The organism is Streptomyces viridosporus, assembly GCF_002078235.1.
GTDB classification, from domain to species: domain Bacteria; phylum Actinomycetota; class Actinomycetes; order Streptomycetales; family Streptomycetaceae; genus Streptomyces; species Streptomyces viridosporus.
This window is the reverse complement of record NZ_MSGP01000455.1, coordinates 1-6,281: the sequence shown is the minus strand read 5'-3', so window position 1 is coordinate 6,281 and position 6,281 is coordinate 1. Positions and strand designations below refer to the sequence as shown.

Genomic DNA, 6,281 nt, shown 5'->3' with positions numbered 1-6,281 from the left:
GGGGTGGGTGCGGTGGTGGACGGGGACGTGGACTGCTGCGGAGCCTGCGCCGAGCCCGAGGGGGGCGGCGTCGGCGTCGGCGAGGCCTTGGACGTGAAGGAGGCGGGTGTGGTTCCCGTGGTGCCTCCCGCCTCGCCCTCACCGGTCTTGGCGTTGCTCTCGCTCTCGGCGGCGCGCCGCTCGGCCTGCTTCCTGCACGCGGAGGCCTGGACGGACAGTTCCTCGATCTTCGCGCGGGCGCCCTTGAGGCTGCCCTCGGCGATGGTCGCCTCGACCAGCTCGCGCTGGTAGGGCGGCAGGTACTTGAGTTCGATCTCGGGGTGGTTCTTGACCACCTTCGACAACGAGACCCAGGCCAGGTCCTGGCTGATGCCCCGGTACAGCGCGACGTTCTCGCCCTTGGTGCCGACGTAGTACTGCGTCTGCGTCCAGCGCCAGCCGCCGTACAGGCCGCCGCCGATGACGGCGAGGGTGAGCAGGCTGTAGGCGGACCTCTTGAACCACTTGCGGCCCTTGCGGGGCTTGGTGAAGTCGTCGTCGCCGTAGTCGAAGCCGTCGGTGGGGATGAAGCCGGTGACGTCACCGCTGCCGGGCGGTCCGAACTCGCCGCCGCCCCCCTCCTGGCGCCGGCGGCCGAGGCCGGAGGCGCGGCCGGCCGGGGTCTGCATGATGCCGTTGTCGTGCGGCTGGTTCTGGTTCTCGGCGACCGCGCCCACCACGACCGGGGTGTCGGAGAGCTGCCCGGCGAGGGTGTCCCCGGTGTCGAGGTCCAGGACGTCGGCGACGATCACGGTGATGTTGTCGGGGCCGCCGCCGCGCAGCGCCAGCTCGATCAGGGTCTGCACGGTCTCCTGGGGACCCTGGTAACCGGCCAGGGCCTCCTCCAGGGTCTGGTGGGAGACCACGCCGGACAGGCCGTCGGAGCAGATCAGGTACCGGTCGCCGGCCCGGACCTCGCGGATGGACAGGTCGGGCTCGACGTGTTCGCCGCTGCCGAGGGCCCGCATGAGCAGGGACCGCTGGGGGTGGGTGGTCGCCTCCTCCTCGGTGATCCGGCCCTCGTCGACCAGGCGCTGCACCCAGGTGTGGTCCTGGGTGATCTGGGTGAGGACGCCGTCGCGCAGGAGGTAGGCGCGGGAGTCGCCGACGTGCACCATGCCGAGGCGCTGACCGGTCCACAGCAGGGCGGTCAGGGTGGTGCCCATGCCCTCGAGCTGGGGGTCCTCCTCGACCATCATGCGCAGCTGGTCGTTGGCCCGCTGCACGGCCGAGCCGAGCGAGGTGAGCAGGTCGGAGCCGGGGACGTCGTCGTCGAGCGCGACGATGGTGGAGATCGCCTCGGAGGAGGCGACCTCTCCGGCCGCGGCGCCGCCCATGCCGTCGGCGATGGCGAGCAGGCGCGGACCGGCGTAACCGGAGTCCTCGTTGCCCTCCCGGATCATCCCCTTGTGCGATCCGGCGGCGAAGCGCAGGGACAGACTCATGCGCACCTCGCCTGTCGGCTCCGGGTACAGCCGGTCGTGTCGAGCCACACTGCCCACCCTCCGGTCGGGAGCGCGCCGGGACCCTGATGGAGGACCCCCACCGCGTGCTCGCTCCGCTCGCTCATTGTCGTACTACTTCCGCAGCTCGATGACGGTCTTGCCGATGCGGATCGGCGCACCCAGCGAGATCGGCATGGGGGTCGTCAGCCGGGTCCGGTCCAGGTAGGTGCCGTTCGTGGAGCCCAGGTCCTCGACGATCCACTGGCCGTCGCGGTCCGGGTAGATCCTGGCATGGCGGCTGGAGGCGTAGTCGTCGTCCAGCACGATGGTGCTGTCGTGCGCCCGGCCCAGGGTGATGGTCTGGCCCTGGAGCGCGACGGTGGTGCCGGTGAGGGTGCCTTCGGTCACGACCAGCTTGGTGGGTGTGTTCCGGCCGCGGCGACCGCCGCCGGACTGCTGGCGCTGCGGCGGCGGTGCCTGCCGGGCGGCCTGCTGCTGCCGGCCGGAGTCCCGCCGTGCTCCGCGCTGGGTGACACGAGTGCCGAACAGGTCACTCCGGATGACCTGCACGGCCACGATCACGAACAGCCACAGAACGGCCAGGAACCCCAGCCGCATGACCGTGAGGGTCAGCTCTGACATTGCCCCCGCTTCACCCTTCGGCTTGCCTATAGATAACGGTGGTGCTGCCCACGACGATCCGCGAGCCGTCGCGGAGCGTAGCGTGAGTGGTGTGCTGCCCGTCCACCACGATGCCGTTGGTGGATCCGAGATCCTGGATCGTCGAGGGCGTTCCGGTCCGGATCTCGCAGTGCCGGCGGGAGACGCCGGGGTCGTCGATCCGCACGTCGGCTTCGGTGCTGCGGCCCAGCACCAGCGTGGCGCGGGAGATCTGGTGGCGGGTGCCGTTGATCTCGATCCAGTGGCGGGTGCGTCCGCCGGGCGCGGCGGGGGGCCGCTGGGCACCCGCGGGCTGGGGGTAGCCGTAGCCGCCGGGCCGGGCGCCGGGCGGCGGCGCGGCCGGCATGGGCGGGGCACCCGCGGGGCCGCCGACCGGCGGGTAGCCGTAGCCGCCGCCGGCCGGCGGGGCGGCGGCGGGGCCCGCGGGCGCCTGGCTGGCGGAGGAGGCGAGGGTACGGCTGCGCACCCGGTACAGACCGGTGTCGAGGTCCTCGGCCTTCTCCAGGTGCACCTTGATGGGGCCCATGAAGGTGTAGCGCTGCTGCTTGGCGTAGTCGCGCACCATGCCGGCGAGCTCGTCGCCGAGCTGGCCGGAGTACGGGCTGAGCCGCTCGAAGTCCGGGGTGCTCAGCTCGACGATGAAGTCGTTGGGGACCACGGTGCGGTCGCGGTTCCAGATGGTGGCGTTGTTGTCGCACTCCCGCTGGAGCGCTCCCGCGATCTCCACGGGCTGCACCTCGGACTTGAACACCTTGGCGAAGGTGCCGTTGACCAGACCTTCGAGACGCTGCTCGAACTTCTTCAGGACTCCCATGGGGCACCTCCTCCGTCGCTGCCGTCCTGTGTACTGCGCCGTGCACCGTGTCGTGCACTGTTTACCTGGTACTGCTTACTGATCGTATCCACGCGCGGCTCGATCGACTGGTTCCCCCTGTCCGCCCGGTCGACGGGTGTCGACGCCTGACGAAGTTCCCTCCGGGGCCCCTCTTCGAACTCCCTCGGCCGTGTTGGTGCACGTCGTTCTGCCATGGATCGTAGAGGGGGCCGCAGACCAGTGTCCCGCACCCGGCTGTGGACTCCGACCGGCTCCTGGGAAGACGGGGGTCACCGGTACGAGGTTGATACGTGGCACGGCCCCGCCGCCGCGGGAGCGGTGCACGGGCGGGAGCGGTGGAGGCCGGCCCCGGACGGAAGCGCTGATCAGGGCTGGTGGGTGCGGGGGCCGGGGGAAAGGGATGTGAATCCACCCCGGACAGCGTGCTAATGTTCTGGGTGTCGGAAGGCGCCGCACCCCACAGGGGGCAGGGCCCGAGGACACACCCAATGCGCGGGTGGCGGAATAGGCAGACGCGCTGGATTCAGGTTCCAGTGCCCGCAAGGGCGTGGGGGTTCAACTCCCCCCTCGCGCACAGAGAAACCGAGGAACGGGTCTCTGCAGGTGACGGAAGTCACGGCAGGGGCCCGTTCCTCGATTTACCGGCAGTTGTGAGGCAGTGCACAGCCCTGGGAGGGCGCGCGGGCCCGCCGTGTGAGCTATTTCATGGGCGGGATCCGCTGCGGTGCGGTGTGTCGGGAGGAGTGCCGCACGACGTGGACGTCACAGGGGGCCGGGACGGGGGCCGTCGAGCCGCGGAGCCCGGGCACGCCGACCGTGTGCTCGTCGGCGGACACCGGCGGGCACACGGCTGACACGGTCCGTAACCGTCGGTCAGGTCACTTGAAGGCCGCGACGTTGCGCGCCACCCACTCGCCGAAGGGGCGCGCCGGGCGGCCGACCAGCTGCTCGACGGCCGGGCTCACCTGCTGCTCGCGCGGCTGCGGCGTGCCCAGGATGTCGAGCGTGCCCTCCACGACGGGCTCGGGCATGAACTGCAGCATGCCCTCCCGTGCCTGCTCGCGGGTCAGCTCGACGAAGTCGACCGGCTCGCCCAGGACCCGGCCGATCTCCTCGGCCTGCCGGCGGGGCGTGAGGGCCTCCGGCCCGGTCAGCTCGTAGATGCCGCCGGAGTGCTTGCCGTCGCGCAGGACGACGTCCGCCGCCGCGGCGATGTCGGCGGGGTCGATGACCGGGAGGGCGACGTCGGCGAAGGGCGCCGCGATCGTGCGCCGGGTGCGGACGGACTCCGCCCAGGCGAAGGCGTTGGAGGCGAAGCCGCCCGGGCGCAGGACGCCCCACTCGAGGCCGGACTGCTGAACGGTCTCCTCGAACTGGCGCAGGCGGCCGTGCGAGACGGCGTCGGGACGGGTTCCGACGATCTGCGAGGAGACCAGGACGACACGCTTCACGCCGCTGGACTTCACCACGTCCAGGAGGGTCTGAGGGCTCTCGCCGAAGGCGTTGAGCTGCCCCCCGAGCAGGACGAGCAGCGCCTCGGCGCCCTCGAGCGAGGGGCGGAGGCTCTCGGCGTCGCCCAAGTCGGCCTGCTGGTGGGTGACGCCCTCGGGCAGCTCGAAACCGGGCGTGTTCCGCGAGACGGCCGTCACCTGCTCGCCGGCCTCCGCGAGCAGCGAGACGAGCGGACGGCCGATGTTCCCCGTGGCTCCCGTGACTACAATCATGATCTCCCCCAGGAAGGTGTGGGTGTCGTGGTGATCGAGGTCTGGTGATCGAGATCGCCGCACGCGAGCACGCCGCCGTCACGACTCGTCACTCACCGCGACGTCCGGCACGCTAACAACCGCGGCATAGTAGGTACCTAGGGGAAAGTGACTATCCATCAGCGGTCGTAGGCGTGAACTCGCCGTATGTAGCGGCGAATTCCTCGGCCAGCCGGGCGAGCCGCTGCCGCGCCGCGGGCGGTTCCAGGACCTCGATCCGTGCGCCGAGGCCGGCCAACTGCGCGGCCAGGACGTCGATGGAGGGCCCGTCCGCCTCGACGGCCACCCAGCCGTCGTCCCGTTTCCCCCCGACGCGCAGCCGCCCGCCCAGCAGCCGTTCCAGGAGGGGCAGGGCGCCCGGCTCGGCCCGGGCCCGGACGGTCGCGGCCAGCATGCGCTCCTCCAGCCGGCCGGCCAACGAGCGCCAGGCGGTGGCGAGTTCGAAGCCGTCCGGCCGCTCCACGGGGGCGTCGGTGATCTCGACGGAGGTGATGCGGTCCAGACGGAAGGACCGCAGCCCGCGGTCCGTGCCGGCGACGAGATACGTGTGGCCGGCCTTGGCCGCGAGGCCCAGCGGGTGGACGGTCCGCTCCCCGGGCGGTGTGCCGGGGCGCGCGTACCCCAGGCGGATCTGCCGGCCCTCCAGCACCGCGTGCTCCAGCGCCGCGTGGTGCGGGCCGCCGGCCGCGACGGCGCTGCGCGACCAGTCCAGGCCGTCGACCACGCGCACCTTGGCCGCGGCCTCGGCGTCCGGCCGCATCGGCTCGGGCACCGCCCGCGTCACCTTGCGCAGCGCCGAGCGCAGTTCGGGGGAGGAGGACGAGGTCCCGGCGGCGAGGAAGAGCGCCCTCACCTCCTGTGCGGACAGCCCGGTGAGATCGGTCCGGGCCCCGCCCACCAGGGCCCAGCCGCCTCCCCGCCCGCGCTGCGAGTACACGGGGATGCCGGCGGCCGCCAGCGCCTCCAGGTCGCGGCGTGCGGTGCGCTCCGACACCTCGAGTTCCGCGGCCAGGTCCGCGGCCGTCACTCGCCCCCGCGCCTGCAGGACGAGCAGGGCGGCTACCAGACGGTCAGCCCTCATGTCTGATCATCTTTCCCGCAAACCGGTCGGAGGGTGGCCTGTTTGGCCGGGAGACTGACGACATGACCGAAACCACGACCAGTGCCGGTTCCTCCGGCTCCCCTTCCGGAACCGACCCCCGAGGCGGCCTCCTCAAAGCCGTCGAGCTGGCCGGGCGCACCGTCGCCGACGTCCGGCCGGACGAGTACGGGGCGGCCACGCCCTGTCCCGAGTACACGGTGCGCGACCTGTGCAACCACCTCGTGTCCGTGGTGCGTCACCTGACCGTCATGGGCACCGGCGGCGATTTCTTCAGCGTCCCGCACTTCGCGGAGGACGTCGCCGACGGTGAGTGGTCCGTCGCGTGGGCGGCCGCCGCGAAGGAACTCACGGCCGTGTGGTCGGACCCCGCGGTCCTCGGGCGGCGGATCGGGCTGCCGTGGGGCCCGGTACCGGGC

Annotated in this window: 6 protein-coding genes and 1 tRNA gene; 2 read left to right on the top strand and 5 right to left on the bottom strand. The window is 72.0% G+C overall.

All coding sequences use genetic code 11. The annotated features are described in order from the left end of the window. The 3 genes from B7L92_RS28845 to B7L92_RS28835 form a co-directional block, all read right to left on the bottom strand. On the bottom strand, positions 1–1,484 hold a 1,484-nt coding region (locus tag B7L92_RS28845), incomplete at its 3' end, for a Stp1/IreP family PP2C-type Ser/Thr phosphatase (protein WP_081240320.1). A 132-nt stretch (positions 1,485–1,616) separates the two neighbouring features. After that, on the bottom strand, positions 1,617–2,126 hold the full coding sequence (locus tag B7L92_RS28840; protein WP_004985859.1) for an FHA domain-containing protein FhaB/FipA: 510 nt from the start codon (positions 2,124–2,126) through the stop codon (positions 1,617–1,619). Between the two features lie 10 nt (positions 2,127–2,136). Continuing rightward, the gene (locus B7L92_RS28835; protein WP_081240319.1) at positions 2,137–2,979 is read right to left on the bottom strand and encodes an FHA domain-containing protein; all 843 of its coding nucleotides are present in this window, start codon (positions 2,977–2,979) and stop codon (positions 2,137–2,139) included. Between the two features lie 511 nt (positions 2,980–3,490). Here B7L92_RS28835 and B7L92_RS28830 point away from each other — a divergent pair. Continuing rightward, positions 3,491–3,574: transfer RNA gene (locus B7L92_RS28830), tRNA-Leu, on the top strand. A gap of 304 nt (positions 3,575–3,878) precedes the next feature. On the opposite strand, the gene B7L92_RS28825 is transcribed toward B7L92_RS28830, so the two are convergent. Beyond that, positions 3,879–4,724 (bottom strand): NAD(P)H-binding protein, encoded by an 846-nt coding sequence (locus tag B7L92_RS28825; RefSeq protein ID WP_081240318.1) that lies wholly within the window; start codon positions 4,722–4,724, stop codon positions 3,879–3,881. Between the two features lie 151 nt (positions 4,725–4,875). Then, positions 4,876–5,844, bottom strand: coding sequence for a helix-turn-helix transcriptional regulator (locus B7L92_RS28820; RefSeq protein ID WP_081240317.1), 969 nt, complete (start codon positions 5,842–5,844; stop codon positions 4,876–4,878). Between the two features lie 62 nt (positions 5,845–5,906). On the opposite strand from B7L92_RS28820, the gene B7L92_RS28815 reads away from it, so the two are divergent. Then, positions 5,907–6,281, top strand: a 375-nt coding sequence (locus tag B7L92_RS28815) for a maleylpyruvate isomerase N-terminal domain-containing protein (RefSeq protein ID WP_174704036.1), incomplete at its 3' end; no start/stop codon positions are given.

What these genes read in the sequence shown, in the direction of transcription:
- B7L92_RS28840 (WP_004985859.1), bottom strand. Translation starts at nt 2,126, where the DNA reads ATGTCAGAGCTGACCCTCACGGTCATGCGGCTGGGGTTCCTGGCCGTT.
- B7L92_RS28835 (WP_081240319.1), bottom strand. Translation starts at nt 2,979, where the DNA reads ATGGGAGTCCTGAAGAAGTTCGAGCAGCGTCTCGAAGGTCTGGTCAAC.
- B7L92_RS28825 (WP_081240318.1), bottom strand. Translation starts at nt 4,724, where the DNA reads ATGATTGTAGTCACGGGAGCCACGGGGAACATCGGCCGTCCGCTCGTC.
- B7L92_RS28820 (WP_081240317.1), bottom strand. Translation starts at nt 5,844, where the DNA reads ATGAGGGCTGACCGTCTGGTAGCCGCCCTGCTCGTCCTGCAGGCGCGG.